This window comes from Shinella sp. SUS2 (assembly GCF_001262505.1).
Taxonomy (GTDB): domain Bacteria; phylum Pseudomonadota; class Alphaproteobacteria; order Rhizobiales; family Rhizobiaceae; genus Shinella.
Genome location: NZ_KQ410728.1, coordinates 130,717 through 157,108, shown reverse-complemented (window position 1 = coordinate 157,108; position 26,392 = coordinate 130,717). Strand labels below are relative to the sequence as shown.

The 26,392-nt window shown below is 64.6% G+C and carries 24 protein-coding genes; 11 read left to right on the top strand and 13 right to left on the bottom strand.

Annotated features, from left to right (window positions below; all coding sequences use genetic code 11):
• The first annotated feature begins 90 nt into the window (after positions 1 to 90).
• On the top strand, positions 91 to 483 hold the full coding sequence (locus tag AKG11_RS11080; protein ID WP_050743922.1) for a hypothetical protein: 393 nt from the start codon (positions 91 to 93) through the stop codon (positions 481 to 483).
• 13 nt (positions 484 to 496) lie between these two features.
• Here the strand turns inward: AKG11_RS11080 and AKG11_RS11075 are convergent, their stop codons facing one another.
• A complete protein-coding gene (locus AKG11_RS11075; protein WP_023516238.1) occupies positions 497 to 712 on the bottom strand; it encodes a DUF1127 domain-containing protein in 216 nt (71 codons plus the stop codon).
• A 95-nt stretch (positions 713 to 807) separates the two neighbouring features.
• On the opposite strand from AKG11_RS11075, the gene AKG11_RS11070 reads away from it, so the two are divergent.
• The 6 genes from AKG11_RS11070 (at position 808) to AKG11_RS11045 (ending at position 6,925) form a co-directional block, all read left to right on the top strand.
• The gene (locus AKG11_RS11070) at positions 808 to 2,226 is read left to right on the top strand and encodes an aminotransferase-like domain-containing protein (protein WP_050743921.1); all 1,419 of its coding nucleotides are present in this window, start codon (positions 808 to 810) and stop codon (positions 2,224 to 2,226) included.
• 105 nt (positions 2,227 to 2,331) lie between these two features.
• Entirely contained in the window at positions 2,332 to 4,569 is a 2,238-nt protein-coding gene (gene purL / locus AKG11_RS11065; RefSeq protein WP_050743920.1) for a phosphoribosylformylglycinamidine synthase subunit PurL, read from the top strand.
• 18 nt (positions 4,570 to 4,587) lie between these two features.
• Positions 4,588 to 4,821, top strand: coding sequence for a BolA/IbaG family iron-sulfur metabolism protein (locus AKG11_RS11060; RefSeq protein ID WP_023516235.1), 234 nt, complete (start codon positions 4,588 to 4,590; stop codon positions 4,819 to 4,821).
• Positions 4,822 to 4,830: 9 nt separating this feature from the next.
• Entirely contained in the window at positions 4,831 to 5,091 is a 261-nt protein-coding gene (locus tag AKG11_RS11055) for a hypothetical protein (protein WP_023516234.1), read from the top strand.
• Positions 5,092 to 5,254: 163 nt separating this feature from the next.
• A complete protein-coding gene (grxD, locus tag AKG11_RS11050) occupies positions 5,255 to 5,590 on the top strand; it encodes a Grx4 family monothiol glutaredoxin (protein WP_023516233.1) in 336 nt (111 codons plus the stop codon).
• Positions 5,591 to 5,719: 129 nt separating this feature from the next.
• On the top strand, positions 5,720 to 6,925 hold the full coding sequence (locus tag AKG11_RS11045; protein ID WP_050743919.1) for a multidrug effflux MFS transporter: 1,206 nt from the start codon (positions 5,720 to 5,722) through the stop codon (positions 6,923 to 6,925).
• 129 nt (positions 6,926 to 7,054) lie between these two features.
• On the opposite strand, the gene AKG11_RS11040 is transcribed toward AKG11_RS11045, so the two are convergent.
• The 4 genes from AKG11_RS11040 to rpsD form a co-directional block, all read right to left on the bottom strand.
• The gene (locus tag AKG11_RS11040) at positions 7,055 to 7,876 is read right to left on the bottom strand and encodes an inositol monophosphatase family protein (RefSeq protein WP_023516781.1); all 822 of its coding nucleotides are present in this window, start codon (positions 7,874 to 7,876) and stop codon (positions 7,055 to 7,057) included.
• Positions 7,863 to 8,744, bottom strand: coding sequence for a tRNA 2-thiocytidine(32) synthetase TtcA (gene ttcA, locus AKG11_RS11035; protein ID WP_023516780.1), 882 nt, complete (start codon positions 8,742 to 8,744; stop codon positions 7,863 to 7,865). Before ttcA ends, AKG11_RS11040 begins: the two co-directional genes overlap by 14 nt.
• Before the next feature lie 31 nt (positions 8,745 to 8,775).
• The gene (locus AKG11_RS11030) at positions 8,776 to 9,705 is read right to left on the bottom strand and encodes a glutaminase (protein WP_023516779.1); all 930 of its coding nucleotides are present in this window, start codon (positions 9,703 to 9,705) and stop codon (positions 8,776 to 8,778) included.
• Between the two features lie 73 nt (positions 9,706 to 9,778).
• On the bottom strand, positions 9,779 to 10,396 hold the full coding sequence (rpsD, locus tag AKG11_RS11025; protein ID WP_023516778.1) for a 30S ribosomal protein S4: 618 nt from the start codon (positions 10,394 to 10,396) through the stop codon (positions 9,779 to 9,781).
• A 334-nt stretch (positions 10,397 to 10,730) separates the two neighbouring features.
• Between rpsD and AKG11_RS11020 the strand changes: the two genes are divergently transcribed.
• Entirely contained in the window at positions 10,731 to 11,723 is a 993-nt protein-coding gene (locus tag AKG11_RS11020; protein ID WP_050743918.1) for a TerC family protein, read from the top strand.
• Positions 11,724 to 11,726: 3 nt separating this feature from the next.
• Here the strand turns inward: AKG11_RS11020 and AKG11_RS11015 are convergent, their stop codons facing one another.
• From AKG11_RS11015 to AKG11_RS11000, 4 genes are all read right to left on the bottom strand, one after another.
• Positions 11,727 to 13,238, bottom strand: a complete 1,512-nt coding sequence (locus AKG11_RS11015) for a helicase HerA domain-containing protein (RefSeq protein ID WP_050743917.1) — start codon at positions 13,236 to 13,238, stop codon at positions 11,727 to 11,729.
• A 120-nt stretch (positions 13,239 to 13,358) separates the two neighbouring features.
• Complete coding sequence (murI, locus tag AKG11_RS11010; RefSeq protein ID WP_050744038.1) at positions 13,359 to 14,120, bottom strand: glutamate racemase; 762 nt, start codon at positions 14,118 to 14,120, stop codon at positions 13,359 to 13,361.
• 73 nt (positions 14,121 to 14,193) lie between these two features.
• On the bottom strand, positions 14,194 to 15,027 hold the full coding sequence (locus tag AKG11_RS11005; RefSeq protein WP_050743916.1) for an RNA methyltransferase: 834 nt from the start codon (positions 15,025 to 15,027) through the stop codon (positions 14,194 to 14,196).
• 174 nt (positions 15,028 to 15,201) lie between these two features.
• Positions 15,202 to 15,777 (bottom strand): hypothetical protein, encoded by a 576-nt coding sequence (locus AKG11_RS11000; RefSeq protein ID WP_156334084.1) that lies wholly within the window; start codon positions 15,775 to 15,777, stop codon positions 15,202 to 15,204.
• Positions 15,778 to 15,991: 214 nt separating this feature from the next.
• Here AKG11_RS11000 and AKG11_RS10995 point away from each other — a divergent pair, with 214 nt between their 5' ends.
• Together AKG11_RS10995 and AKG11_RS10990 are read left to right on the top strand one after the other, a co-directional pair.
• Positions 15,992 to 17,206: an NADP-dependent isocitrate dehydrogenase gene (locus tag AKG11_RS10995; protein WP_023514528.1), complete on the top strand. Its 1,215-nt coding sequence runs from the start codon at positions 15,992 to 15,994 to the stop codon at positions 17,204 to 17,206.
• 111 nt (positions 17,207 to 17,317) lie between these two features.
• A complete protein-coding gene (locus AKG11_RS10990) occupies positions 17,318 to 17,956 on the top strand; it encodes a glutathione S-transferase family protein (RefSeq protein ID WP_023514527.1) in 639 nt (212 codons plus the stop codon).
• Positions 17,957 to 18,115: 159 nt separating this feature from the next.
• Here the strand turns inward: AKG11_RS10990 and AKG11_RS10985 are convergent, their stop codons facing one another.
• The gene (locus tag AKG11_RS10985; RefSeq protein ID WP_050743914.1) at positions 18,116 to 18,985 is read right to left on the bottom strand and encodes an AraC family transcriptional regulator; all 870 of its coding nucleotides are present in this window, start codon (positions 18,983 to 18,985) and stop codon (positions 18,116 to 18,118) included.
• Between the two features lie 180 nt (positions 18,986 to 19,165).
• Here AKG11_RS10985 and AKG11_RS10980 point away from each other — a divergent pair, with 180 nt between their 5' ends.
• A complete protein-coding gene (locus AKG11_RS10980; protein WP_050744037.1) occupies positions 19,166 to 20,845 on the top strand; it encodes a SulP family inorganic anion transporter in 1,680 nt (559 codons plus the stop codon).
• A 41-nt stretch (positions 20,846 to 20,886) separates the two neighbouring features.
• On the opposite strand, the gene AKG11_RS10975 is transcribed toward AKG11_RS10980, so the two are convergent.
• The 3 genes from AKG11_RS10975 to recA all read right to left on the bottom strand — a co-directional run bounded on the left by AKG11_RS10975 (position 20,887) and on the right by recA (position 26,289).
• Complete coding sequence (locus AKG11_RS10975) at positions 20,887 to 22,113, bottom strand: GGDEF domain-containing protein (RefSeq protein ID WP_157255835.1); 1,227 nt, start codon at positions 22,111 to 22,113, stop codon at positions 20,887 to 20,889.
• Between the two features lie 112 nt (positions 22,114 to 22,225).
• Positions 22,226 to 24,886, bottom strand: a complete 2,661-nt coding sequence (alaS, locus tag AKG11_RS10970) for an alanine--tRNA ligase (protein ID WP_050743912.1) — start codon at positions 24,884 to 24,886, stop codon at positions 22,226 to 22,228.
• Between the two features lie 314 nt (positions 24,887 to 25,200).
• On the bottom strand, positions 25,201 to 26,289 hold the full coding sequence (recA, locus tag AKG11_RS10965; protein WP_023516798.1) for a recombinase RecA: 1,089 nt from the start codon (positions 26,287 to 26,289) through the stop codon (positions 25,201 to 25,203).
• Between the last annotated feature and the right edge of the window lie 103 nt (positions 26,290 to 26,392).

Below are 26,392 nucleotides of genomic sequence, written 5' to 3'. Positions count from 1 at the left end.
ACGCGTTCCCGGTGCTTCCGACCATTTCGTCAGGCTCTCTTAACGCCCTGTTGCTATCAAGGGCGCGTGTCCATCCCCGAAAGGCCTTCCATGCGCTCTCTCCTCGCCGCAAAGCTCCTCCTGCCGCTTCTCGCCGCCGCAGGTCTTGTGGCCTGCCAGGCGAAGGCACCCGCACCGAAGGTCAACGGCGCGGCCTTGCCGACCATGGAGCGTGTCGCGCTCGGCGCCAACAGCTGCTGGTTCAAGTCGGGCGACCCCGCCTTCAAGGCCTATCGCCTTGCGCCGGAGCTGAACTCCTTTTCCGGTCGCCCGCGCATCCTCGTCGTCCATCGCAATTCGCCGGAAGCGCGCCCGTTGCTCGTCGTGCAGGCGGAGGGCAATCCGGCGAAGCTCGACGCTTTCGGCCCGCTGATGGGCGAGGCTGCCGGCGCCCGCATCGCCACCGACGTCAAGCGCTGGGCCGGCGGCGGCAAGGGCTGCTGACCGCAGCCTCCCTTCAATCCCAATAGATCGACTTGCGGATTTCCCGCGTTGCTTCGGCACGGCTGACGCCGATGTCGCGAAGCTGTTCGTCCGTCATCTCGACCAGCGCGTGGCGCGTGCGCCGCGTGATGCTCCAGGCATGGCAAGCGCACCAGGCGTGATGCAGCAATGCGCGCAGGCCGGCGGGTCGATTGCACGCCTCCTCGACGAAGATTGTATCAATTGCCATAATCATTTCTCCTGAGGCTTCACAAGCCTTCACAGCAAGCGGTGCATTCAGGAAATAATTGACTCTCCGCGCGGTGCAATCTAAGAATTGGCACCATGACAAATTGGCTTCCCGACCTGCAGGCCTCCGATGGCCCGCTCTATGTGCGCATTGCCGACCAGATCGAGCAGGCGATCAGCACCGGCATGCTCGCCTCCGGCAGCAAGCTGCCGCCGCAGCGCAACCTCGCCTATGACATCGGCGTCACCATCGGCACCGTCAGCCGTGCCTATACCATGGTGCGCGAGCGCGGCCTCGTCAGTGGCGAGGTCGGGCGCGGCACCTATGTGCTGGGCTCGGCGCAGGACAACGACCCGGCCGCCGTCGATCCGGTCAGCGCGAAGCTGGTGGGCACCCGCGCGGCGAATGCACCGCCCGGCAAGCTGCGCTTCGACACGACGGCCGCCACCGATGTCGGCCAGTCGGGCGTCGTCACCGACATGCTCACAGACATCTGCCGGGAGCAGCCGAACGAGATCGCCAGCTACACCCGCAATTTTCCGGTGCAATGGCTGGAGGCCGGGAAGCGCTGGCTGAAGCGGGACGACTGGCAGCCGGCGATCGAAAGCATCGTGCCGACGCTCGGCGCCCACGCTGCCGTCATCGCCGCCGTCTCGGTCATCACCGCCCCCGGCGACCGCATCGTCTTCGAGCACGTCACCTATTCGCAGGTGAGCCGCGGCACCGCCCTCATCGGCCGCCAGACGGTGCTGGTCGAATCGGATGCCCATGGCGTGATCCCGGAGGATTTCGAGCGGGTCTGTGTGCAGCAGCACCCGAAACTCGCCTTCCTCATGACATCCGGCCAGAACCCGACGCTGAGCATCATGCCGGAGGAGCGCCGCCGCGCCATCGCCGCCATCGCCCGTCGGCACAATGTCTTCCTCATCGAGGACAATCTTTATGGCGGCACGGTCGACGCCGGCATTCCGCTTCTGGCGGAAATTGCCCCCGACCGGACCTTCCTCGTCGGCGGCCTGTCGAAGAGCGTTGCGGCCGGGGTGCGCGGCGGCTGGATCGCCTGCCCGCCGCACCTTGCCCAGCGCGTGCGCATCGCCCACAAGATGGTCAGCGGCGGCCTGCCCTACCTGCTTGCCGAACTCGGCGCCCGTCTGGTGCTTTCAGGCATGGCGGATGCCATCCGCACGAAGGTTTCCGCTGAGGTCGAGGCCCGAGAGGCGCATGCGCGAGAAATCTTCGCGGGGCTCGATTTCAATTCGCATCCGCGCGTTCCCTTCCTCTGGCTGAAGCTGCCGGACCCGTGGCTGTCGGGCACGTTCCGCCAGGCGGCATTCGCCGAGGACATCCTCATCGACGACGAGGACGAGTTCAAGGCCGGCCGCTCGGAGAGGACGTTCTACCGGGTACGCATCGGCCTCTCCTCGCCGGACAGCCGCGCGGATGTCGTTGCCGGCCTCCAGCGGCTGCGCCGGCTCATCGCCCATGGCCCGACGGGCTATGACAGTCCGGCCTGAAAACGCGCCGTTTCGGCTGTGATCGGGGTCATTTTCCTGTCGCGCTGCAAGGCAGCATAGGTTAAAGAGACCGCAATCCTGCCCTCCACGACAAGACGAGCGACGATGACCATTTCGAACACCCGCCCGATCACCCCGGAGCTGATTGCCGCCCACGGGCTGAAGCCGGATGAATACGACCGCATCCTCTCGCTGATCGGCCGCGAGCCGACCTTCACCGAACTCGGCATCTTCTCGGCCATGTGGAACGAGCACTGCTCGTACAAGTCCTCCAAGCGCTGGCTGCGCACGCTGCCGACCAAGGGGCCACGCGTCATCCAGGGGCCGGGCGAAAATGCTGGCGTGGTCGATATCGACGACGGCGACTGCGTCGTCTTCAAGATGGAGAGCCACAACCACCCGTCCTATATCGAGCCCTACCAGGGCGCGGCGACGGGCGTCGGCGGCATTCTGCGCGACGTCTTCACCATGGGCGCGCGGCCGGTCGCGGCGATGAACGCGCTGCGCTTCGGCGCGCCGGATCATCCGAAGACCCGCCACCTCGTTTCCGGCGTCGTCGCCGGCGTCGGCGGCTACGGCAATTCCTTCGGCGTGCCGACCGTCGGCGGCGAAGTGGAATTCGATCCGCGCTACAACGGCAACATCCTCGTCAATGCCTTTGCCGCCGGCCTTGCCAAGTCCAACGCGATCTTCCTTTCGGAAGCCAAGGGCGTCGGCCTGCCCGTCGTCTATCTCGGCGCCAAGACCGGCCGTGACGGCGTCGGCGGCGCGACCATGGCATCGGCCGAATTCGACGAGTCGATCGAGGAGAAGCGCCCAACCGTGCAGGTCGGCGACCCCTTCACCGAAAAGTGCCTGCTGGAGGCCTGCCTCGAACTGATGCAGACCGGCGCCGTTATCGCCATCCAGGACATGGGGGCCGCCGGCCTCACCTGCTCCGCCGTCGAAATGGGCGCCAAGGGCGACCTCGGCATCGAGTTGAACCTCGATCTCGTGCCGGTGCGCGAAGAGCAGATGACCGCCTACGAGATGATGCTGTCGGAAAGCCAGGAGCGCATGCTCATGGTTCTCGAACCCGCCAAGGAGGAGGTCGCCAAGGCGATCTTCGTCAAGTGGGGCCTCGACTTCGCCATCGTCGGCTACACGACGGACGACCTGCGCTTCCGCATCCTGCACCAGGGCGAGGAAGTCGCCAACCTGCCGATCAAGGATCTCGGCGACCAGGCCCCGGAATACGACCGCCCCTGGCGCGAGCCGGGCAAGCCCGCGCCGCTGCCGGCGAACCTCGTCGCCGAACCCGCCAACTATGGCGAGGCGGTCTTGAAGCTCGTCGGTTCGCCGAACCAGTCGAGCCGCCGCTGGGTCTACGAGCAGTACGATACGCTGATCCAGGGCAATTCGCTGCAGATCCCCGGCGGCGATGCCGGCGTCGTGCGCGTGGAAGGCCATGCCAGCAAGGCCCTCGCCTTCTCCTCCGACGTCACCCCGCGCTATGTCGAGGCCGATCCGTTCGAGGGCGGCAAGCAGGCCGTCGCGGAATGCTGGCGCAACATCACGGCGACCGGCGCCGAGCCGCTCGCCTCCACCGACAACCTGAACTTCGGCAATCCGGAAAAGCCCGAGATCATGGGCCAGTTCGTCAAGGCCATCCAGGGCATCGGCGAAGCCTGCCGGGCGCTGGACTTCCCGATCGTCTCCGGCAACGTCTCGCTCTACAACGAGACGAACGGCGTCGCGATCCTGCCGACCCCGACCATCGCCGGCGTCGGCCTCCTGCCCGACTGGTCGGTCATGGCCAAGATCGGTGGCGCGAAGGACGGCGACCAGCTCGTTCTGATCGGTATCGACGGCAGCCATCTCGGCCAGTCCGTCTATCTGCGCGACGTAGCCGGCCTCGTCGACGGCCCGGCACCTGAAGTCGATCTCCACGCCGAGCGCCGCAACGGCGATTTCGTGCGCTCGGCCATCCGCAACGGCCAGGTCACCGCCTGCCACGACATCTCCTCCGGCGGCCTCGCTGTCGCGCTTGCAGAGATGGCGATGGCCTCCGGCAAGGGCGCAACGGTCGATCTTTCCGCGGCGAACGGCCCGGCCCATGCGCTGCTCTTCGGCGAAGACCAGGCACGCTACGTGCTCGCCGTCCCGGCCGATCTCGCGGGCTTCCTGTGCGCCAATGCGGAAGGTGCCGGCGTACCGTTCCGTCGTCTCGGCACGGTCGGTGGCGATGCACTCGTGGTGGACGGCCTCCTGTCGCTGCCGATTGAGCAATTGCGCGACACCCATGAATCGTGGTTCCCTGACTTCATGGATGGCAACGGCAACGCCGCTGCTGCCGCAGAATAACAGTAAGGGGAAGCGCACATGCCTATGTCACCCGGCGATATCGAAGACATGATCAAATCCGGCATTCCCGGAGCAAAGGTGGTCATCCGCGATCTTGCTGGCGACGGCGATCACTACGCCGCCGAAGTCGTCGCGGAAGCCTTCCGCGGAAAGACCCGCGTGCAGCAGCACCAGATGGTCTACGATGCGCTGAAGGGCAATATGGGCGGCATCCTGCACGCCCTCGCCCTCCAGACCTCGATCCCGGAGTAAAATCCGCCCATGGCCGATCTCATCAAGGAACTCGTCAGCGGCGTGGTCGATGCAGCCCTCAAGGAGGTGCTGAAGAAGACCGGCGTGCGCAAGGCCTCGACCCGGCGCACGCGCCGCAAGACGACGACGCGCAAGAAGGCGTCCGGCGGGCTCCTCGGTGACATCATCGAAGCCGCGCTGAAACCGGAAAAGAAGCCGGCCAGGCGCCCGCGCAAACAGGTGAGCCGCCGTCGCACGGCGGCAAGCCGCAGCCGCCAGCGCAGCCGCTGACCGGACGACCGGGCGCGGCGAACGCGCAACACCGTAGAAATGCTAAGGGAGCCCCGCACGTTTTTTGTGGCGGGGCTTCTGGCATTTGTCACACGAGATTGTTATCTAGGGCGAATGGTTCATCGCATCGGCCCTTGAAGCCGATTTGCTAGGGAATACGGCTATGAGTGGCATCCACGATTTCATCGAAAACGAAGTGAAGACGAACGACGTCGTCCTGTTCCTGAAGGGCACGCCGGAATTCCCGCAGTGTGGGTTCTCCGGTCAGGTCGTGCAGATCCTCGACTACGTGGGCGTGGGCTACAAGGGCATCAACGTGCTTGCCGACGCCGACATCCGCCAGGGCATCAAGGACTATTCCAACTGGCCGACCATCCCGCAGCTCTATGTGAAGGGTGAGTTCATCGGCGGTTGCGACATCGTGCGCGAAATGTTCCAGTCGGGCGAGCTGCAGTCTCACCTTCAGGAACAGGGTATTTCGATCAAGGGCGCTGCCTGACGCTTTACGGTCTTTCCGAAGACCCCGAGCTTTTCAAAGGCGCCGCACCCCAGCGGCGCCTTATCTCTTTCATGGATTAATGTGATTATGTCTGGACTTTCCCCCGAAGCTTCCCAGCGCCTGAATGGCATGGGCAAGATAGAATTCATTGCGCTCATGGCGCTTCTCATGGCGCTCAACGCGCTCGCCATCGACATCATGCTGCCCGGTCTGCAGGAGATCGGCGCCAGCCTCGGCGTAGAGAATGAGAACCACCGGCAATATGTCATTTCCGCCTACCTGATCGGCTTCGCCTTCGCGCAGCTGGTCTACGGGCCGATCTCCGACCGGTTCGGCCGGCGCATTCCCATGTTCATCGGTCTGGCCATCTACATCGTCTCGTCGCTCGCCGCGATTCTCGTACCGAGCTTTGCCGCGCTTCTGGCGCTGCGCGTCATCCAGGGCATCGGTTCGGCCGCCATGCGCGTCATCACCATCTCGATCGTCCGCGACATTTTCGGCGGGCGCGCGATGGCGGAGGTCATGTCGCTGATCATGATGGTGTTCATGGTCGTTCCGGTGCTGGCGCCGGGCACCGGTCAGGTCGTCATGCTGTTCGGCGAATGGCACCTCATCTTCGTCTTCATGGCGGTCATGGCGGCCGTCATCTGGGCATGGATGTATTTCCGCCTGCCGGAAACCCTGCATCCCGAAGATGTGCGTCCCTTCACGGTGCGTTCGGTCCTCGACGGTTTCCGCATCGTTCTGACGAACCGCGTCGCACTCTGCTACACGCTCGCCAGCACCTTCATCTTCGGCGCCCTGTTCGGCTTCATCAACTCGGCGCAGCAGATCTATGTCGGCATCTACGGGCTCGGCGTCTGGTTCCCGGTCGCCTTTGCCGGCGTCGCCGCCTTCATGGCGCTGTCGTCCTTCGTCAATGCGCGGCTCGTCGGCAAGTTCGGCATGCGGCGCCTGTCGCATGGTGCGCTGGTGGGCTTCCTCGGCGTCAACACGCTGTGGCTGCTCCTGACGCTCGTCTGGACACCGCACCTGCCGTTCGCCATCTTCATCGTGCTCTTCGCACTGTCGATGTTCCAGTTCGGCTGGATCGGCTCCAACTTCAACTCGCTCGCCATGGAACCCCTCGGCCACGTCGCCGGCACGGCCTCCTCGGTGCTCGGCTTCATGGGCACCGCCGGCGGCACGATTTTGGGCGCCATCATCGGCCAGGCCTTCAACGGCACGGCCCTGCCGCTGGTCATGGGCTTCTTCGTGCTGTCGATCATCGGCCTGATCTTCGTCTTGATCGCCGAGCACGGAAAGCTGTTCCAGCCGCACAACAAGCCGGTTTGACAGGGAACACCCTGCTTCCTTCCGCCATCGTCGGGCTCGCCCCAAGGATGACAAGGGAGAAAGGACGGAGATAAAGAAAAGGCCCGGCTGCGGACGCAACCGGGCCTTTTTGCTGGAATGAAATATACCTCAGTCGACGAAGACTTCGCGGCGCAACATCTCCCAGCTGTCCTTGTCGGGCGCGACCAGCAGGCCGCCCTCGACATGGTGCGGCTTGTAGGCCGAGCCGTCGAAGCGGGCGGCATAGGCACCCGCCTCCTGGGCGATGAGCGTGCCGGCAAGGTGATCCCAGGGCATCAGCTTGTTGTACATGAGATAGTGCAGGTGGCCGCCGGCAAAGGTGCGGTACTCATGCGCGGCGCAACGATAGTTGGAAACGAAGGCGACCTTCGCGAGGTTCGACAGGATACGCGCCCGGCGCTCCCGGTCGAGGAAACTCGTCGAGGCCATGCCGGTCATCGCTTCCAGCGGCGCACCGCCGCGCGTCTTCAGCCGCACGGCCGGCCGGTGATCGCCGGTCTGCCAGGCGCCGCCGCCCTTTTCCGCCATGACGAAATCGTCGCCCATCGGGTCATAGATGATGCCGCCGACCGTTTCGCCGCCGGAGACGATCGCCGCCATGACGCCGAAGAGCGGTACGCCCGAGGCGAAATTGAAAGTGCCGTCGATCGGGTCGACGACGATCGCGACATCCGCATCCTTGAGCTTTGGCAGAAGGGCCGGGTCGGCCGCGACCGATTCCTCGCCGACAAACAGCACGCCCGGAAACTGCGCCGTCACCTCGCGCTTGATGAAGCGTTCGGCCGCCTCGTCGGCTTCCGTCACCAGGTCGTTGGCATCCGCCTTGGTGCGGATATCACCCTTGGCAAGCGCACGGAAGCGCGGGCGGATTTCCGCCTCGGCCGCCTGTGCAAGCACGAGAGCGAGGGCATTGATATCAATCGTCGTCATGGGGCCTTACCGTTTCGAGGGAGGAGAAATCGAAAAGTTTCGGGTCGAGAAGATGGGACGGATTGGTGTGGCCGAGCGCACGCAGCATGGCGTCCTTGCGGCCCGGCATGCGCGTTTCGATGTCCGCCAGCATCGCCTTCATCGCATTGCGCTGGAGCCCGTCCTGCGAGCCGCAGAGATCGCAGGGAATGATCGGGAACTGCATGGCGGCGGCGAACTTGGCGAGATCGTCCTCCGCCGCATAGGCGAGCGGACGCAGCACCATGAGGTCGCCTTCATCGTTCAAAAGCTTCGGCGGCATGGCGGCGAGCCGCCCGCCGTGGAAGAAATTCATGAAAAAGGTTTCGAGAATATCCTCGCGATGGTGACCGAGCACCAGCGCATCGCAGCCCTCCTCCCGGGCGACGCGATAGAGATTGCCGCGCCTGAGGCGCGAGCAGAGCGAACAATAGGTCGCCCCCGACGGCACCTTCTCCTTCACGATGGAATAGGTGTCGCGGTACTCGATCCGGTGTTTGACGCCGATCGAGGCAAGATAGTCCGGCAGGATATGCTTCGGAAAATTCGGCTGGCCCTGGTCGAGATTGCAGGCGATCAGCTCGACCGGCAGGAGGCCGCGCCATTGCAGGTCCATCAGCAGGGCGAGCAGGCCATAACTGTCCTTGCCGCCGGATAGGCCGACGAGCCAGCGTTTCTGGCCCTTCAGCATGGAAAAATCATCCATCGCCTGCCGCACCTGCCGGAGCAGGCGCTTTCGCAGCTTGTTGAAGGAGACGCTGGAGGGCGCATCCGCAAAGAGCGGATGGCGGCCGGTCTCCGGTGCGTCGTCGTCGGTGTCAGCAAAGGCCAGGGTCGTTGATGCCGTCATGGGCCTGCAATGCCCCGAACCGGCCGCACAATCAAGCCCCGAACACCGACCAGCCCGTGCGCGCCGCCAGCATTTCGAGCGCCAGCGAGCCGAGAAGCGAATTGCCGTTCTCGTTGAGCCCCGGCGACCAGACGGCGACCGACGCCTTTCCGGGCGCGACGGCCAGGATTCCGCCGCCGACACCGCTCTTGCCCGGCAGGCCGACGCGATAGGCGAAGTCGCCCGAGCCGTCGTAGTGGCCACAGGTCAGCATGAGTGCGTTGATACGCCGCGCCCGAAGGTGCGAGACGACCCGGTGGCCGGTCAGCGGATTGGTGCCGCTGTTGGCGAGGAACAGCCCTGCCCTGGCGAGCTGCCGGCAGCTCATTGCCAGCGCGCACTGATGGAAATAGACGCCGAGCACCAGTTCGGCCGCATGGTCGAGCTTGCCGAAGGAGCGCATGAAATTGGCAAGCGCGAAATTGCGGAAGCCCGTCGCCTGCTCCGAGCGCGCGACGTCCTGGTCGATGATGATATCGTCCTCATCCGCGAGATAACGCAGGAACCGCACGACCTCGCCGATCGCTTCCTTCGGTGTATGTCCGGCCAGCACGAGGTCGGTGATGGCGATCGCCCCGGCATTGATGAAGGGATTGCGCGGGATGCCGCCCTCATGCTCGAGCTGGACGATAGAATTGAAAGCCGAGCCGGACGGCTCGCGCCCGACACGCTTCCAGATCGCCTCACCGTGTTTGCCAAGGGCCAGCGTAAGGGTGAAGACCTTGGAAATGCTCTGGATGGAGAAGGCTTCTTCCGCATCGCCGGCAAGGTGCACCGCACCGTCTGTGGTGACCACGGCGATGCCGAATTTTTCCGGATCCACATGGGCAAGCTGCGGAATGTAGTCCGCCACCCTGCCCTCGCCGCGCCGTGGCGACAGCGCCGCGTGGATTTCCTCGACGATACCCTGCAAGTCCGTCATCCCGTCCCCCCGAAACGAAAAAGCCGCCAATCTCTTGGCGGCTTTTCCGATTTGCGCAAGGTGTCTTCAGCGATTAACGCGAGTAGAATTCGACGACCAGGTGCGGTTCCATGACGACGGCGTAGGGCACGTCGGAGAGAACCGGGATGCGAACGAAGGTCGCGGTCATCTTGTTGTGGTCGGCTTCGATGTAGTCCGGAACGTCGCGTTCAGCCAGACCAACGGATTCGAGAACCGTGACGAGCTGCTTGGACTTTTCCTTGACTTCGATGACGTCGCCCGGCTTGCAACGGTAGGAACCGATGTTGACGCGGACGCCGTTGACCTTGACGTGGCCGTGGTTGACGAACTGACGGGCAGCAAAGACCGTCGGAACGAACTTGGCGCGGTAGACGATCGCGTCGAGGCGCGATTCGAGCAGACCGATCAGGTTTTCCGGGGTGTCGCCCTTGCGGCGCTCAGCTTCGGCGAAGATCGCACGGAACTGCTTCTCGCGGATGTCGCCGTAGTAGCCCTTCAGCTTCTGCTTGGCGCGGAGCTGAACACCGAAGTCCGAAAGCTTGGACTTGCGGCGCTGGCCGTGCTGGCCCGGGCCGTATTCGCGGCGGTTGACCGGGGACTTCGGACGGCCCCAGATGTTTTCGCCCATGCGGCGGTCGATTTTGTACTTGGATGCAGCGCGCTTGCTCATCGCATTTCCTCTTGGTCTTGTTATCGCCTGCCCGTTGCCGGACCGGCTGAAGGAAACACGCCCTCCTCTGAACCTTTTCCGAGGTTCCGACAGGCTTCTCACGATCGCGACCGGAGAATCCACGGGACATGTCAAATGAAACACCGGACATTTCTGCCCGGCGTTGACGGGGTCATTAGGCAGTTTTCAAAAATTTGTCAACGCATCTTGCAGGAGGAATTCGCCTTGCCTATCTTCCCCGGCAGTAACAGCCCCGGGCCCCTCTGACTTGTGCCTTGCCGGACCTCGTGATGTCGAGGCTGTATCACCAACATATCCGGCAAGGGAAACCGTCATGGATTTTCTGTGGCTTGACTTCCAGGGCACTGCCGTCTGGATGTGGCTGTCGTTCATCGCAATCGTTCTCGCCCTCCTCGCGCTCGATCTCGGCGTTCTCCACAAGGAGAACAAGGAAATCGGCATCAAGGAGAGCCTCCTTCTTTCCACCTTCTATATCGGTCTTGGCCTCGCCTTCGGCGGCTTTGTCTGGTTCCAGTCCGGCGCACAGGCCGGCGTCGAATACCTGACGGGTTTCGTCGTCGAAAAGAGCCTTGCGATGGACAACATCTTCGTCATCGCGATGATCTTCGGCTATTTCGCCGTCCCCCGGCAGTATCAGCACCGCGTGCTGCTCTGGGGTATCCTCGGCGTGATCGTCCTGCGCGGCATCATGATCGCCGCGGGTGCCGCCGTCATCGAGAACTACGGCTGGGTGCTCTACATCTTCGCCGCCTTCCTCGTCTTCACCGGCATCAAGATGCTGTTCTCGTCGGACGAAGCCTACGATGTCGCTTCAAACCCGCTCCTGAAACTGCTGCGCCGCCGCCTGCCGGTGACCGACGCGCTGCACGGCGACCGCTTCCTCGTCCGCCAGCCCGATCCGAAGACCGGGCGCCTGCGCACCTACGTGACGCCGCTGCTGCTCGCCCTGGTGCTCGTCGAATTCGCCGACCTCGTCTTCGCGGTCGATTCGATCCCGGCGATCTTCGCCATCACGACGGATCCGTTCATCGTCTACACGTCGAACATCTTCGCGATCCTCGGCCTGCGCGCGCTGTATTTCGCCCTTTCGGCCCTGATCCACCGCTTCGCCTATCTGAAGTATGCACTGGCGACGGTGCTCATCTTCATCGGCTCGAAGATCTTCGTCGCCGACATGCTGGGCCTTGCGAAAATCCCGCCGATGGTTTCGCTCGGCGTGACGGTCACCATCCTTGCAGCCGGCATCTTCGGTTCGCTCTGGGCGACCCGCAAGGACGCTGAGAAGGCGATCGCCGAAGACGCGTAAACCTCACTCCGCGGCGGCGGGATGGGTGTCCGTCAGATCGGGCCCATTCGCGTCGCCCGGCTGGGTCTCGCAGCCAAGATCCGGGAAAGCGACGATACGGTGGCCGGCAAGATCGCTGTGCACGACCACCAGCCCCTGCTCCTCGAAGTAACCGAGAAGGCGGCGCGCGCGACGGGCGGAATGGGTTCCGTAGGCGCGCGCGATCCGCGCATCGGAGGGGCAGGCAAGCCCGCGCACGGCAGCCTGCGCCACCAGCAGGAACACACCCTGCAGATCCTCGGTGACGCTGCGGGAAAGATCGAGCGCCCGGCCCCAGATTTCGGTCGCCGCGGTCTCGGCATCGACCCCGGAGCGCGCGACCGCCATCTTGCGGCGGAAGGCCGGCAGCGAAAGCGGCGCGCCCGGCACGCGGCGGATGCGGCAACGCACGAGGAAATCCTGAAAAAGCTCTGCATCGGCCCGGAAGGCCGCCTCGGGATTGCCGAGGATTTCGGCAAGCGCCTGGTCGAGTAGGCCCTCGCGCTCCTCCGCGGAGATTTCCGGCGCCGGCGCCTTCGTTTCCGCCTGCACCGGTTCCGGCCGCGCGCGGGACAGTTCGGCGAGAATGTCCGTCGTCGGGCGCGGCGCAGGCGGTGCACGGCGAACGAGCGGACGGGAAAACTCGTCCGGATCGGGCGTGAAGATCAAATCCTCGACATCCGGCAGGGCATCCGGCAACGGCATCAGCTTGGGGCTGGTCGAGCGTGCGGAGGTCTCCACCGTACCGATCGTCACCGGCAAAGGACGGCGCGACAGCGCCGGGCCGAGCGCGACGAAGGAACCGCGCGGCAGGTCGCGGAACATTTCCGCCTGCCGACGGTCGAGGCCGAGCAGGTCGGCGGCACGCGCCATGTCGATATCGAGGAAGGTGCGGCCCATCAGGAAGTTGGAGGCCTCGGCCGCGACGTTCTTGGCAAGTTTTGCGAGGCGCTGCGTGGCGATGACGCCGGCAAGGCCGCGCTTGCGGCCGCGGCACATCAGATTGGTCATCGCGCCGAGCGAGAGTTTGCGCGCCTCTTCGGAGACTTCACCGCTGACGGCGGGCGCGAAAAGCTGCGCCTCGTCGACGACGACGAGCACCGGATACCAGAAATCCCGGTCCGCATCGAACATCGCATTGAGGAAGATTCCGGCCGCACGCATCTGCTCGTCGGCCTCCAGCCCTTCCAGCGAAAGCACGCAGGAGACCCGATGCTGGCGGATACGGTTGGCGATGCCGACAAGCTCGGCCTCCGTGCGCTGGCCATCGACCACGACATGGCCGAACCGGTCGGACAGCGTGACGAAATCGCCCTCGGGATCGATGATGACCTGCTGAACCCATTGGGCGGACTGTTCGAGCAGGCGCCGCAGGAGATGCGACTTTCCCGAGCCCGAATTTCCCTGCACCAGGAGGCGCGTCGCCAGCAGCTCCTCGATATCGAGCCTGGCCGGTGCGCCGCCCTGCACCGTCCCCATGTCGATGCCGACCTTCATCCCGTTCCTCGTCTAAAAATTCCTGATTCGCCGGCCGCCACCGGATATCAGGCATGCCCTAACACGAAACACGCAGCCGTCACGCCCGGCTTTTTGGAAGAATCCACAGGCAAAGCCGCGTCAGACGACCCGGAGCCCGAACCCCTGCATTAGCCGGCGTGTCGAAAAATCCGGTTTGCCCGAGGTGAACACGGCGATGTCCTCGCCAGGGGCGAGGGTTTCCAGCGGCGGCACGAGACGGCGCGCCTGGCGGGCGATGGCCTCGGCCGGGTCGAGCCAGTCGACCGGCCAGGGGGCGAGCTTGCGGAAGAGATTGGCCATGAACGGGTAGTGCGTGCAGGCGAGCACGACAATATCCGTCTTGTGGCCGTCCTCGTCGACGAAACAGGGCGCGATCTCGGCGCGCACGGCATCGTCGGAAAAGGTCTCGCCGCGGATATAGGCTTCCGCCATGCGGGCGAGGTTTTCCGAGCCGACGAGGCGCACGTCGCACTGGCTGGCGAAGGACTGGATGAGGTCGCGCGTGTAGGCGCGCTTCACCGTGCCGGGCGTCGCGAGCACCGAGACGAGGCCGGAACGGGTGCGCTCGGCGGCGGGTTTGATGGCAGGCACGGTGCCGACGAAGGGCATGTGCGGGAATGCGGCGCGCAGGTCCGCTCCCACCAGCGTGAAGGCCGTGTTGCAGGCGATGACGCAGATTTCCGGATCGTGCTCGGCAAGCAGTCCTTCGAAGAGATCGATGACATGCGTCTTCAGCGCCGGCTCTTCCCAGCCGCCGTAGGGAAAACCGGCATCGTCGGCCACATAGGTGAAATGCCGCTCGGGCATCAGCACGCGCGCCTCACGCAGAACGGTCAGGCCACCGATGCCGCTGTCGAACATCAGGATGGGCTTTGCCGTCTGTTCCGGAGCCTTGCCGAGTGAGGAACCGGCCGCCGACTTTTCGGGAAAGGGCCTATTCGTCGTCACGGGGCACCTTGGGCCGACGATTGCGGGTGCGGTTCGGATTGCTCGCGCCGCGAGGCGATTCGCGGGTGAAACGATCGAGGCATGAGATGATGCCGCGCATGACCTGGATCTCCGTGCCGGTGAAGGAAGGGCGCGTCAGGATGGCGCGCAGGTTCTCCACCAGCTTTGGCTTTTTTTCGGCAGGCCGGAAGTAGCCGCGCGCGTCCAGCGTCTCCTCCACATGATCGAAGAGCCCCTGCAACTCCTCCTTCTTGGCCGGGCGCTGTGGCAGCGCGTCGAAGGGCGTATCCTCGACGGAGGCAAGGCCGCTCTTCATCCATTCGTAGCTCATGAGGAGCACGGCCTGGGCGAGGTTGAGCGAGGCGAAGGCGGGATTGACCGGAAAGGTCACCAGTTCGTCGGCGAGCGCGATCTCCTCGTTGGTGAGGCCCGTGCGCTCGCGGCCGAAGAGGATGCCGGTCTTTTCGCCAGCGCGGAAGCGCGTGCGCAGGTCGTCGGCGGCAACCACGGGCGAGCGAACTTCCTTGTAGCCATAGCGGTCGCGTGCCGTCGTCGCATAGACGAATTCGAGATCGGCGACGGCCGCTTCCAGGGATGGATAGACCTCCGCCGCCTCGATGACGTGATCCGCCTTGCTGGCCGCGGAAATCGCCTTCTCGCTCGGCCAGCCGTCGCGCGGGTTGACCAGGCGCAGCTCGGCAAGGCCGAAATTCGCCATGGCGCGCGCCACCATGCCGATATTCTCGCCGAGTTGCGGATGAACGAGAATGATCGCCGGTCCTTCGGCGATCAGCGTGCGTTCGCTGTTCGTGCCTGCCATGCCCATATGTCCCTAAAGCATGTCACGCAAAAGTGTGCCGCGGTTTTGCGCTACCGACATGCGAAAATCAAAAATCCAAGGCGCCGGAAGCGAATCCGAAGGACCGCGGCGCGCGCGCTTTGGAAAGATGGGCCTCACTGGCACAATACGCCGGAAATGAAAAGCGCCAGCCGCCTATTCCGGGGATTCGGCGGCGCTGCCGCTACCACCGTTGGCGCCAGCCTCGGCGATCTCCAGCATTTCCTTCTTCAGGGAGGCGCCATCCTCGAAGCTGGGACGCTCGATATCGTCGATGACCGTCCTTCCGTCCTCCTCGATCACCTTGAAGACCAGCTTTTCCGGCTGCCAGTCGCTGGCCCGCTCGCCGAAACAATGGCTGTTGTCGAAGGTCACGGTCACGTCTTCAGCGCCGTTTGCCGGCTGCCCCTCGGCGGTCGCCACGTCCTTCAGCGCGCAGCCGTCCTGTCCGCCGATGATCGGATCGTAGTCGAAGGGCGAGCCGCCGTCGTCATAGGCCGGGAACTTCGCCGCCTCCTTGTATTTCGCGACGAAATCCTTGCTGTAGAGACGCTTCAGGAAATCCTCGGAGAAGTAGTCGGTATAGGGCGGCGGCGTATCGGTGTCCGTGCCCATGTCCTGCCAGTTGGCCGTGGCGGCCGCCATGACCTCCGCGACGGGCGCCTTGAAATCGGCAGCCTCGACGGAAACGGGAAGCAGAAGGGCGAGCGCCACGAAACCGAAACGCGACATCATATTCTCCATTGGATGACGGCGGACCGGAGCGGCCGCCCGAGAGCCTTCCTGAAACGGAATTTTGGCGAAACTTATTCTCAACCCCGGCGAAAATAAACCGTCTCGGTAATTGGTTGTCTTTGCCTTCCCGGCCGCGAGTGCTATAGGGCCAAGCGTTCCTTTCAAGTCCACGATCCGGGGCGCTAGGCCCCGACAAAACACGAGGCTCTCCATGGCAAAGATCAAGGTCGCCAACCCCGTCGTCGAACTCGACGGCGATGAGATGACGCGCATCATCTGGCAGTTCATCAAGGAAAAGCTGATCCATCCTTACCTGGATATCGACCTCCACTATTACGACCTCGGCATGGAAAACCGCGACGCCACCGACGACCAGGTGACGATCGACGCGGCGAACGCCATCAAGAAGCATGGCGTCGGCGTCAAGTGCGCCACCATCACGCCGGATGAAGCCCGCGTCGAAGAATTCAAGCTGAAGAAGATGTGGAAGTCGCCGAACGGCACGATCCGCAACATCCTCGGCGGCGTCATCTTCCGCGAGCCGATCATCTGCAAGAACGTGCCGCGTCTCGTTCCGGGCTGGACCAAGCCGATCATCGTCGGCCGCCACGCCTTCGGCGACCAGTACCGCGCCACCGACTTCAAGTTCCCCGGCAAGGGCAAGCTGACGATGAAGTTCGTCGGCGAGGACGGCAAGGAAATCGAATACGACGTGTTCGACGCCCCGTCCGCCGGCGTCGCAATGGGCATGTACAACCTCGACGATTCGATCACCGAATTCGCCCGCGCGTCGTTCAACTACGGCCTGCAGCGCAAGGTGCCGGTCTATCTCTCGACCAAGAACACCATTCTCAAGGTCTATGACGGCCGCTTCAAGGACATCTTCCAGCAGGTCTTCGACGCCGAATTCGCCGACAAGTTCAAGGAAGCCAAGATCTGGTACGAGCACCGCCTGATCGACGACATGGTCGCCTCGGCGCTCAAGTGGTCCGGCGGCTATGTCTGGGCCTGCAAGAACTATGACGGCGACGTGCAGTCCGACATCGTCGCCCAGGGTTTCGGTTCGCTCGGCCTGATGACGTCGGTTCTGATGACGCCGGACGGCAAGACCGTCGAAGCCGAAGCCGCCCACGGCACGGTGACGCGCCACTACCGCCAGCACCAGAAGGGCGAAGAAACCTCGACCAACTCGATCGCCTCGATCTTCGCCTGGACGCGTGGCCTTGCCCACCGCGCCAAGCTGGACGGCAATGCGGAGCTGGCCAAGTTCTCCGAAACGCTGGAACGCGTCTGCGTCGAAACCGTCGAATCGGGCTTCATGACCAAGGACCTCGCGCTCCTCATCGGTCCCGACCAGCCGTGGCTCTCCACCACCGGCTTCCTCGACAAGATCGACGAGAACCTCAAGAAGGCCATGGCGGCCTGAGCCTGAAACGAGACTTCGCAAAGCCCGGCCCAGCGCCGGGCTTTTCTTTTGCATGCCCTTGCGCACCCCGGCCCGCGCCCTATTCTCCCCTCGCCATAGGAGGAGAATACCATGGCCGAAGAGCTTGTTTTCTATAGCAACCCGATGTCGCGCGGGCGCATCGCCCGCTGGATGCTGGAGGAGGTCGGCGCGCCCTACCGCAGCGAATGGCTGACCTTCGAAGGCTCGATGAAGGCGCCGGAATACCTTGCGGTCAATCCCATGGGCAAGGTGCCCGCCATCCGCCATGGCAAGACCGTGGTGACGGAAGCCGCCGCCATCTGCGCCTACATGGCCGACGCCTTTCCCGAAGCCGGCCTTGCCCCGCCGGCAAACCTGCGCGGGGACTATTATCGCTGGATGTTCTTCGCGGCGGGTCCGGTTGAAATGGCGGTCTCGCTCAAGGCCTTCGGACTCAGCGTGCCGAAGGAACGCGAACGCAGCATCGGCTGCGGCAGCTATCAATCGGTGCTGGACGCCCTCTCCTTCGCCGTCACCCGCACGCCCTATATTGCCGGCGACGCCTTCACCGCCGCCGACGTCTATGTCGGCTCGCATATCAGCTGGGGCTTGCAGTTCGGCTCGCTGGAAACACGGCAGGAATATCAGGCCTACTGGGACCGTTTGAAGGATCGCCCGGCCTATCTGAAGGCCAAGGCGATCGATGACGAGGAGATGCATCGGCAGCTCGAAGCGATGAAGAAGAGCTAGGGCTGGCTGTCTTTGCCGCTTCTCTTTCTTTCGTGGTGGTCGGGTTCGGCCCGACCACCCGAACGCCCAGCACCCAGTAATGGGGATCCTCGGGCCGAGCCTGAAAGCGACAGGTCGGAACAATCACCTGCTGCAACTCTCCGCGCCGTGCTGCCGGCCTCAGGCCACCGCCGCCGCCCGCTGGAGCGGCAGGCAGATTTCCGTCAGGAGCTCGTTCGGCGGAACCTCGCGCGGATTGTTGAGATAGGTCTCGAACATCACCTCGTCGCGGATCGAGCGCCCCGAGGCGGGAAGCCATGTGGCGTAGAGCCAGCGATAGGCCGCGCCCATATTCGCATAGGGCCCCTGGTGGCGCAGCACAGCGTAGTCGCCTTCTGCGAGCGTGCGGCGCACGAGCGGCGCCTCGACGGGAGCCTCCGTGCCCGCCGTCACGCAGGCGAAGGAGCGCAGCTTCGCCTCCGGCACAAGATCGGGATCATCAAGGAAGATGCCGATCATGCGCATGTCCGGCCGGAAGATGTTGCGGGAAAAGAGCGCGCCGTAAAGCGCCTCGAAGGCCTTTCCGATGCCCATATAGGAGCCGGAATGGGGAACCGCGAGCAGCGTCTGCTCGGGCATGGTGCGAATGGTCACGTCGAACATGCGGGAAGACTCCTTGCCGTTTTGGGGTTCATAGGCGCGATGGGAACCCTCCTTGCGGTAGCGTGCCGGCGGCAGGCCGTAGACTGCCGCAAAGGTACGGTTGAAGGACTGGAGGTTGGGGTACCCCCATCGCGCGGCGATGTCCCGGACGGAGCGGTCGCTGCGCACCAGATCGCCCGCCGCACGGTGCAGACGCAACCGTCGGAAGGTACCCGCCAGCGTCTCGTTGTGTACGGCGCGGTAGACGCGGTGCCAGTGATAGGCGGAAAGGCAGGCGATCTCCGACAGCCGGTCGAGGTCGAGATCCTCTTCCAGATGCTCGTAGATATAGGCGGAAACCCTGAGCAGGCGCTTTTCATAGGCTGTCCAGATCTCGTTTTCACTCATGCCGTTTTCCTCTCGCCGGAACGCATTCAATCAAGCATGGCGCGATTTCACAAATCCTGCGCTTCTTCTTGCTCTGCAAATTTCGCATAGCCTTGCCTTGTGTCATTGCAAAAACGGGCGACTCGGCGTGAGATGACCGCGCCGGCCCCTTTCTCCATCCTCCGGCCTTTCGAGGCACCCATGACCGATACCCTGATGCCGAAGCTCGCCAGCGTTTTCGCGGAGGGCTACGGCCCCGCGCGTTTCAAGGCCGATGCGCTGTCCGGCCTCACGGTGGCGATCGTCGCGCTGCCACTGTCCATGGCGATCGCCATCGCCTCGGGCGTCACGCCGGATCGCGGTCTCTACACCGCCATCATCGGCGGTTTCCTGGTTTCCGCCCTCGGCGGCAGCCGGTTTCAGGTGGGCGGGCCGGCCGGCGCCTTCATCGTGCTGGTCTCGGCGACGGTCGCCCGCCACGGCGTCGAGGGCCTGCTGCTCGCCACCCTGCTTTCCGGCATCCTGCTTTCGCTTGCCGGCTATCTCAGGCTCGGCAAATACATCAAGTTCATCCCCTATCCCGTGACGGTCGGCTTCACGGCCGGCATCGCCGTCATCATCTTCGCCAGCCAGATCGGCGAGCTGTTCGGCCTGAAGCTGGACGGGCGCGAGCCGGGGCCGATCCTCGACAAGCTCGAAGCACTATGGATCGCCCGGCCGAGCTTCAACCCGGCCGCCTTCGGCGTCGCCGGGCTTACCGTCGCCGTCATCCTCCTCCTGCGCCGCTTCCGCCCGAGCTGGCCGAACCTCCTCATCGCCGTCACCGTCGCCTCGTTCGCCACCGCGCTCCTCTCGCTGCCGGCAGATACGATCGGCAGCCGGTTCAACGGCATTCCGCGTGGCCTGCCCTTGCCGGCGCTACCGTCCTTCTCGCCGGAGCTCGTCATCGCCGTGCTGCCGGATGCCGTCGCCTTCGCCCTGCTCGGCGCCATCGAATCGCTGCTCTCGGCCGTCGTCGCCGATGGCATGACGGGGCGCAGGCACCGCTCCAGCATGGAACTGGTCGCCCAGGGGTTTGCCAATGTCGGCTCGGCGCTGTTCGGCGGCATCTGCGTGACGGGCACCATCGCCCGCACCGCAACGAATGTGCGCTCCGGTGCCACCAGCCCGGTCTCGGGCATGCTGCACGCGCTCTTCCTGCTGCTCTTCATGCTCGTCGCCGCGCCGCTCGCCAGCTACATCCCGCTCGCCGCGCTTGCCGGCGTGCTCGCGGTCGTCGCGTTCAACATGGTGGAGCGCCCGGCCATCGCCGCCCTCTTCCGCTCCTCGCGCGGCGATGCGGCAGTGCTCGTCGTCACCTTCCTGCTCGTCGTCTTCCGTGACCTGACGGAGGGCATCGTCGTCGGCTTCCTCATCGGCGCGGTGCTGTTCATCGATCGCATGGGCAAGGCCGTCGCCATCCGTGAGGAGACCGTGCCGCGCGTCGTGCGCGCCATCGAGAATGCCGGGGAGGACAGCGGCCTGCCCGAACGGCCGGTCGTCGCCAACGATCCGGACACCGTGATCTACCGCATCAGCGGCGTCTTCTTCTTCGGCGCAGCCGCCAGCGTCGGCTCGGTGCTCGACCGCATCGCCGACCAGCGGCGCAACTTCGTGCTCGACTGCGCCGACGTGCCGCTGCTCGATTCGACCGCCGCCAGCGTCATCGAAGGCCTGGTGCGCAAGGCAGAGCGGGCCGGCGTGCGCGTCTTCATCACCGGGCTGAAGCCCGACATGCGCCGCCTGCTGGAAGCCCACGAGCTGCACGCCCCGCGCGTCACCTTCACCGCGACGCTGGAAAGCGCGCTGGAGGAGATCGCGACCTTTCCGCCATCGCGCTGAAACTATCCGGGCGGGCGCGTAAAGAGGATCTCTGAAAGGCCTCAGCCGGTGCGGGCAACATCCGCCGTGACAGGCGTCTTCATGCGCTCGGCGAGACCGGGAAGGCCCAGCGAGGGCGCCGCACGCTTCACCTGGTTGCGGCCCGCCTCCTTGGCCGCATAGAGCGCGCCGTCGGCCGCCGAATGCAGGCGGTCGAAATCCGCCCCGAAGGTCGCGACATCGGCAAGGCCGATGCTGACCGACACGGCGATCTCATGCTCTTCCGTGGGGATCGGCAACGCGGCCACCGTGTGCCGCAGCCCCTCGGCGAAGGGCTCGGCACAGGCCATGTCGCGCCCGGGCGCAAAGAGCGCGAACTCCTCGCCGCCGAAGCGGCAGAACAGCATGCCCGTTTCGAGACGCGCGGCGACCAGCGCGGAAAACCGCTTCAGCACGAGATCGCCCGCGACATGGCCGTAGGTGTCGTTGATCGCCTTGAACCGATCAAGGTCGAAAATCATCAGCGTGCCCTGCGGCCGGTCGGCAAGCCGCTTCTGCATGTCGTCCAGGAAGGAGCCGCGATTGGCGATGCCGGTCAGCGCATCGGTGCGCGAGGCCTGGCGGTAGAGCGCCTCGCCGCGCTCCTTGATCAGCACCAGCATGGCGACGGCGGCCAGGATCGTGTGGGCGAAGAGTTCCAGCGAGAAGAGTGCAAACCAGGCGGAATAGGCGGTGCCATGGCCGAAGGCCGCGGGCAGCATGATCGCCATGGGGATGCGCAGACCGTAGATGACGCCGTGGCTGACGAAGAAGGCGGCAGCAAGCGTGCGGGTCGGCAGCGGCTCGGCGCGGCGCCCGCGCCAGATATCGGCGCCGATCCACAGCGAATAGGCCGCGATGATGACCGAGGTGACGATGATGCGGTTGTTCACGTCCGCCGTCACCTGCGGCACGAAGAGATAGGCAAGAGCCCAGAAGAGCGGGCCGGAAAGGATGACCGCAAGATGCGCGCGGCGGCGGTCGAAGACGCGAAAACCGGCCCACATGAAGGCATAGCCGAAGGCGGCGAGCAGATTGCCGAGACCGACGGTGAGGAGCGGCGGGCCCACGGCACGAAGGGCGAAGAGCAGCGTGCAAAGCGAGCCGACCCACATGGACAGGCACCAGTAGCCGGCTGCCCTGTGCCGCCGGTCCGTCAGCCAGAGCTGCAGCATGAAAATCCCGACGATGGTGGTCGACAGGAACGTACAGATCATCAAGGTTGAAATACTGATGACGTCTTCAATCAAAACACCCACTCCGCACGCGCAGGATGCTAGGGACAAACCTTGAAGACTTCGCAAACAAAAGCGGCGGGCCGAAGCCCGCCGCCATGATCCATTTGCATTCCGGTCCTGCCGGTCAGCCGGCGATCGCGCCGGCGACCGCCTCGATCGCGTCGCCCGCCTTGGCACCATCCGGGCCACCGGCCTGCGCCATGTCCGCACGCCCGCCGCCACCCTTGCCGCCAAGCGCTTCGGAGGCGCGGCGCACGAGGTCGACAGCGCTGAACCGGCCGGTAAGGTCTTCGGTGACGGCGACAACGGCGCTCGCCTTGCCGTCGGCCGAAACGCCGACGAAGGTGACGATGCCGGAGCCGAGGCTCTTCTTGCCGTCGTCGGCAAGGCTCTTCAGGTCCTTCGGCTCGACGCCGGTGACCACCTTGCCGAGATATTTCACGCCCGCGACCTCGCGCACGCCGTCATCGCCGCCGGCGGTGCCGCCCGACAGCGCCAGCTTCTTCTTCGCCTCGGTCAGTTCGCGCTCCAGCTTGCGGCGCTCCTCGACCAGCGCCTCGACGCGGGCGAGCACTTCACCCGGCTGCGCCTTCAGCGTGGTGGCGAGCGATTTGACGCGCTCGTCCTGTTCGGCAAGGTAGGCCCGGGCCGCCTCGCCCGTCAGTGCCTCGAGACGGCGCACGCCCGAGCCGACCGCGCTTTCCGAAAGGATGCGCACGAGGCCGATCTCGCCCGTCGCCGACACATGCGTGCCGCCGCAAAGTTCGACCGAGTAGGGCCGGTTCGCCTTGGCGCCGTGCAGGCCGGTGCCCATGGAAACGACACGCACCTCGTCGCCGTACTTTTCGCCGAAGAGCGCCATAGCGCCTTCCGCGATCGCGTCGTCCACCGTCATCAGGCGGGTGGTGACCGGCGCGTTCTGCACGATGATCTCGTTCGCCATGTCCTCGATGACGCGCAGCTCCTCCGCCGACATGGGCTTGGGATGGGAGACGTCGAAGCGCAGGCGCTCGGGCGCGACCAGCGAGCCCTTCTGGGCGACATGGGTGCCGAGCACCTCGCGCAGCGCCTCGTGCAGCAGGTGGGTGGCGGAGTGGTTGGCGCGCAGGCGCGAGCGGCGGGCGTGATCCACCGTCAGGGCGACAGCGTCGCCGACGGCAAGCTTGCCGCTCTCGACGACGGCACTGTGGACGAAGACGCCCTCGCCCTTCTTCTGCGTATCGGTCACCGCAAGGCGCGCATGGTCGCTGACGATCACGCCCGTATCGCCCATCTGGCCGCCCGATTCGCCGTAGAACGGCGTCTGGTTGACGACGATCTGGACGCTGTCGCCGGCAGTGGCGCCGTCGATCATCTTGCCGTCCCGGACGATCGCCTGGACGACGCCCTCGGCCGTCTCCGTGTCATATCCGAGGAATTCGCTCGCGCCGTGCTTTTCCTTCAGCTCGAACCAAACGGCTTCCGTCGCCTTGTCGCCGGAGCCGGACCAGTTCGCGCGCGCTTCCGCCTTCTGGCGCTGCATCGCATCGTTGAAGCCGGAAAGGTCGACATGGATGTCCCGGGCGCGCAGCGCGTCCTGGGTCAGGTCGAGCGGGAAGCCATAGGTATCGTACAGCTTGAACGCGGTCTCGCCATCCAGCATGTCGCCCGTCTTGAGCGTCACGGTGGCATCCGAGAGCAGCGACAGGCCGCGCTCCAGCGTCTTGCGGAAACGGGTTTCCTCGAGCTTCAGCGTCTCGGAGATCAGCGCCTCGGCCCGCACGAGTTCGGGATAGGCGCGGCCCATTTCGCCGACGAGCGCGGGAAGCAGCGACCACATCAAAGGTTCGCGGGCGCCGAGCAGCTGCATGTGGCGCATGGCGCGGCGCATGATGCGGCGCAGGACGTAGCCGCGGCCCTCGTTCGACGGCAGGACGCCGTCGGCGATCAGGAAGGCGGAGGAGCGCAGGTGATCGGCGATGACCCGGCAGCTCGCTGCCGCTTCGCCCTCGGCCTTCGTGCCGACGGCCTCCTCGACGGCCGAGATCAGCGTGCGGAAAAGATCGGTCTCGAAAACGCTCTGCACGCCCTGCAGGATGCAGGCCATGCGCTCGAGGCCCATGCCGGTGTCGATCGACGGGCGCGGCAGCAGACTGCGCTCGCCGGGCGCCGTCTGGTCGAACTGCATGAAGACGAGGTTCCAGAATTCGAGGAACCGGTCGCCATCCTCTTCGGGCGAGCCGGGCGGGCCGCCCCAGACATGCTCGCCCTGGTCGATAAAGATTTCCGAACAGGGGCCGCAGGGACCGGTGTCGCCCATCTGCCAGAAGTTGTCCGAGGTCGGGATACGGATGATCCGGTCGTCGGAAAGGCCGGCGATCTTCTTCCAGAGGATGGCCGCTTCCTCGTCCTCGGAATAGACGGTCACGAGCAGCCGGTTCTTCGGCAGATCGAACCCCTTCGTCACCAGCGTCCAGGCAAGCTCGATGGCGCGCTCCTTGAAATAGTCGCCGAACGAGAAGTTGCCGAGCATCTCGAAGAAGGTCAGGTGCCGCGCGGTATAGCCGACATTGTCGAGGTCGTTGTGCTTGCCGCCGGCACGCACGACCTTCTGGGCTGTCGTCGCGGTGGAATAGGGACGTGATTCCAGGCCGGTGAAGACGTTCTTGAACTGCACCATGCCGGCATTGGTGAACATCAGCGTCGGGTCGTTGCGCGGCACGAGCGGGCTGGACGACACGATCTCGTGGCCGTTCTTTCGGAAATAGTCGAGGAAAGTCGACCGGATCTCATTCACGCCGCTCATATCGCGTCCTTCATCTCTGCCCTTTTGCGCCGGAAAACCGGCGCATCACCCACCCAATTCACTGCAACGATGGCGAAACCGCCTCGCCGGCCGGAGTGCCCGCCCGGAAGACCCGTCAAGGTCGCCCATCCGCGAATTCCGTCGAAACCGCCCGCGCCTGCCGCTTAGAGGAGGCGGAAGGTCGAAAACCTTGGCGCGCGCGAGAACTGAAGGCTTTTATCGCCCGCCTCGGCCCCTGTCCAGACACCAAAAAACCGGCCTTTCGCGAAGAAGAGGCCGGTCTTCGATGTTTTTGCGAAACCGTTGCGCGGCGATTACATGCCGGCCGCGTCGTCCGCGTCGTTCGGATCCGGTCCGCCGTTCTCCAGGAAGCGATCGGCGATCAGGCCGGCATTCTGGCGCAGCGCCGTCTCGATCTCGCGGGCGAGATCCGGATTGTCGCGCAGGAACGTCTTGGCGTTCTCGCGGCCCTGGCCGAGACGCTGGCTGTTGTAGGAGAACCAGGCGCCGGACTTTTCCACGATGCCCGCCTTGACGCCGAGGTCGATGAGCTCGCCGGTCTTGGAAACGCCCTCGCCATACATGATGTCGAACTCGACCTGCTTGAAGGGCGGCGCCATCTTGTTCTTGACGACCTTGACGCGCGTCTGGTTGCCGATCACCTCGTCGCGCTCCTTGACGGCGCCGATGCGGCGGATGTCGAGGCGGACGGAGGCATAGAACTTCAGCGCATTGCCGCCCGTCGTCACTTCCGGCGAACCGTAGACGACACCGATCTTCATGCGGATCTGGTTGATGAAGATCACCATCGTGTTCGACTTGGAGATCGAGGCGGTGAGCTTGCGCAGCGCCTGGCTCATCAGGCGCGCCTGGAGACCCGGCAGGCTCTCGCCCATCTCGCCCTCGATTTCGGCGCGCGGCGTGAGCGCGGCGACCGAATCGACGACCAGCACGTCGACGGCGCCGGAACGCACCAGCGTGTCGGTGATCTCGAGCGCCTGCTCGCCGGTGTCGGGCTGCGAGATGAGAAGGTTTTCAAGGTCGACGCCGAGCTTGCGGGCATAGACCGGGTCGAGCGCGTGTTCGGCGTCGACGAAGGCGCAGATGCCGCCCTTCTTCTGGGATTCGGCGATGGTCTGCAGCGCAAGCGTCGTCTTGCCCGAGCTTTCCGGGCCGTAGATCTCGATGATACGACCCTTGGGCAGGCCGCCGATCCCGAGCGCGACGTCGAGGCTGAGCGAGCCCGTCGACACCGTCTCGATCTCGATGACGCTGTCCTTGCCACCGAGCTTCATGATGGAGCCCTTGCCGAAGGAGCGCTCGATCTGGGAGAGTGCCGCTTCGAGTGCCTTGCTTTTATCCACTGCTTTATCCTCTACGAGCCGCAAAGTGTTCTGTGCCATTTCGTCCACCTTTAGGTTATTGAAGCAAGACAGGCAACGAAGCCGTCGATGAAAGCTATGTACACATTTTGTTCTCTTTTTGCAAGATCCATTCATCCATTTG